The following is a 3,101-nucleotide window of genomic DNA, read 5'->3' as shown; positions in this document are numbered from 1 at the left end:
TTTTTTTTTTTATAATCTACTTTTTTTAATCTTCGCCCAGCCACACGTGGTTCGGGTATTTACCGCCGGCGCCACCTCGGGTTTTTTCGGGGGGGGGGGGGGCCCCCCCCCCCCCCCCCCCCGGCCCGTCCACCCCCTCACCTCCCAGACCACCCAGGGACGACATGACCCAGCACCTCGCTGCCCCTGCCCCCGACACCGACGGCACGCCGAAGGCGGCCACCGACTGGTGGCGCGACGCGGTGATCTACCAGGTCTACCCGCGCAGCTTCGCCGACGGCGACGGCGACGGCATGGGCGACCTCGCGGGTGTCCGCGCCCGGCTGCCGTACCTGCGCGACCTGGGCGTGGACGCCGTCTGGCTGAGCCCGTTCTACGCCTCCCCGCAGGCCGACGCCGGCTACGACGTCGCCGACTACCGGGCCATCGACCCGATGTTCGGCACCCTGCTGGATGCCGACGGCCTGATCCGCGACGCCCACGCGCTCGGCCTGCGCATCATCACCGACCTGGTCCCCAACCACTCCTCCGACCAGCACGAGTGGTTCAAGCGCGCCCTGGCGGAGGGCCCCGGATCCGCCCTGCGCGACCGCTACCACTTCCGCCCCGGCAAGGGCGCCACCGGTGAACTCCCCCCGAACGACTGGGAGTCCGTCTTCGGCGGCCCGGCCTGGACCCGCACCGTCGACCCCGACGGCACCCCCGGCGACTGGTACCTGCACCTCTTCGCCCCCGAGCAGCCCGACTTCAACTGGGAGCACCCGGCAGTCGCCGACGAGTTCCGCTCCATCCTGCGCTTCTGGCTCGACATGGGCGTGGACGGCTTCCGCATCGACGTGGCGCACGGCCTGGTCAAGGCCGAGGGCCTGCCGGACCTCGGCACCCACGACCAGCTCAAGCTGCTCGGCAACGACGTCATGCCGTTCTTCGACCAGGACGGCGTGCACGCCATCTACCGCGCCTGGCGGCAGATCCTCGACGAGTACCCGGGCCAGCGCATCGGCGTCGCCGAGGCCTGGACCCCCACGGTCCAGCGCACCGCGAACTACGTCCGCCCCGACGAACTCCACCAGGCGTTCAACTTCCAGTACCTGGGCACCTACTGGGACGCCGAGGCGCTGCGCGAGGTCATCGACACCTCGCTGGCCGCGATGCGCCCCGTCGGAGCGCCCACCACCTGGGTCCTCTCCAACCACGACGTCACCCGCCACGCCACCCGCTTCGCCAACCCGCCGGGCCTGGGCACCCAGATCCGCACCCCGGGCGACCGCGCGCTGGGGCTGCGCCGGGCGCGGGCGGCCACCCTGCTCATGCTCGCCCTCCCCGGCTCCGCCTACGTCTACCAGGGCGAGGAGCTCGGCCTGCCCGACGTCACCGACCTCCCCGACGCCGTCCGCGAGGACCCCTCCTTCTTCCGCGCGGCCGGCCAGGACGGCTTCCGCGACGGCTGCCGGGTGCCGATCCCGTGGACGGTTGAGGGCCCGTCGTACGGCTTCGGCACGGGCGGCAGCTGGCTGCCCCAGCCCGCCGAGTGGGGCGGCCTGTCCGTCGAGGCACAGACCGGCGACCCGGCGTCCACCCTGGAGCTGTACCGCGCGGCGCTCGCGGTGCGCCGCGACCACCCGGGCCTGGGCGCGGGCACGGACGTCAGCTGGCTGCCCGACGCCCCCACAGGGGTCCTGGCGTTCGCCCGCGAGGGCTTCGTCTGCACGGCGAACACCACGTCCGAGCCGGTCCGCATCGCGGTCCCCGGCCGGGTGCTGCTCGCCAGCGGCGACGTGGTGGCCGAGGGCGGCGAGCTGGAGCTGCCCGCCGACACCACCGTCTGGTGGGCCGTGTGACGCTGACGACACCGGGGAGCGGCGTTCCCGCTCCCCGGCTGGCCGACATCGCCGCGCAGGCCAAGGTCAGCGAGGCCACGGTCAGCCGGGTCCTCAACGGCAAGGCCGGGGTGGCCGACGGCACCCGGCAGCGGGTGCTCGCCGCCCTCGACGTACTCGGCTACGAACGCCCCGTACGCCTCAGGCAGCGCACCCTGGACCTGATCGGCCTCGTCATTCCCGAGCTGACCAACCCGATCTTCCCGGCGTTCGCCCAGGTCATCGAGCAGACCCTGGCGGGGCGGGGCTACACGCCGATCCTGTGCACGCAGACCCCGGGCGGCGCGACCGAGGACGAACTCGTCGAGCAGCTCGTGGAGCGCGGCGTCGGCGGCATCGTCTTCCTCTCCGGGCTGCACGCCGACCTGTCCGCCGACCCCGCGCGCTACTGGGCGCTGGACGCGGCGCAGATCCCGTACGTCCTGATCAACGGTTACAACCCGGCGATCAGCGCCCCCTACGTCTCACCGGACGACCGCGCCGCCGTCCGCATGGCCGTCGGCCACCTCGCCGACCTCGGCCACGAGAGGATCGGCCTGGCGGTGGGGCCCGTCCGTTACGTCCCCTCCCGGCGCAAGCGCGACGGATTCATCGACGCGCTCGCCGAGGTGCTGGGCGTCCCGGCCGACCGCGCCGAACTCGCCGTCCAGCACACCCTGTTCAGCGTCGAGGGCGGCCAGGCCGCCGCCGGTGAGCTGTTGGACCAGGGGTGCACGGGCATCGTCTGCGGCTCCGACATGATGGCGCTCGGCGTCGTCCGCGCGGCCCGCGACCGGGGCCTGCGCGTCCCGGGGGACGTGTCGGTGGTCGGCTACGACGACTCGCCGCTCATCCCCTTCACCGACCCCCCGCTCACCACCGTGCGCCAGCCGGTCCAGGCGATGGCGACCGCCGCGGTGGGCGCGCTGCTGGAAGAGCTGGGCGGCAACCCGGTGCAGCGCACGGAGTACGTGTTCCAGCCGGAGCTGGTGGTGCGCGGGTCCACCGCGCAGGCGCGGGCCTGACCTGCCGGTTCGCGCCCACACTGCTTCCGGTTCTGGTCCTGCGCAAAGGATTGACCTCCCCGGGGGCGGCTCGTACCGTCACTCGGCAAGAAGTTGCTGACTTCTTGCAGCAAGAACATGCAGTCGGGGGGGGGGGGGGCGCCGCCCACCCCCCCCCCGCGACTTTCTGCACCCCCGCAACCCCCCCCCCCCACGCCCCCGCCCCCCCCGCCCCCCA

2 protein-coding genes are annotated in these 3,101 nt (G+C 73.2%); both read left to right on the top strand.

Annotated features, from left to right (window positions below; translation table 11 throughout):
- Window positions 1-164: 164 nt before the first annotated feature.
- The gene (locus tag ACFWVV_RS28450) at window positions 165-1,841 is read left to right on the top strand and encodes a glycoside hydrolase family 13 protein (RefSeq protein ID WP_384344981.1); all 1,677 of its coding nucleotides are present in this window, start codon (window positions 165-167) and stop codon (window positions 1,839-1,841) included.
- Window positions 1,826-2,884: a LacI family DNA-binding transcriptional regulator gene (locus ACFWVV_RS28445; protein ID WP_384345121.1), complete on the top strand. Its 1,059-nt coding sequence runs from the start codon at window positions 1,826-1,828 to the stop codon at window positions 2,882-2,884. Before ACFWVV_RS28450 ends, ACFWVV_RS28445 begins: the two co-directional genes overlap by 16 nt.
- The last annotated feature ends 217 nt before the right edge of the window (window positions 2,885-3,101 follow it).

It is taken from the genome of Streptomyces sp. NPDC058663, assembly GCF_042716745.1.
Taxonomy (GTDB): Bacteria; Actinomycetota; Actinomycetes; order Streptomycetales; family Streptomycetaceae; genus Streptomyces.
Note: the sequence above shows the minus strand (reverse complement) of the source record. Positions and strands in the feature narration are given on the sequence as shown.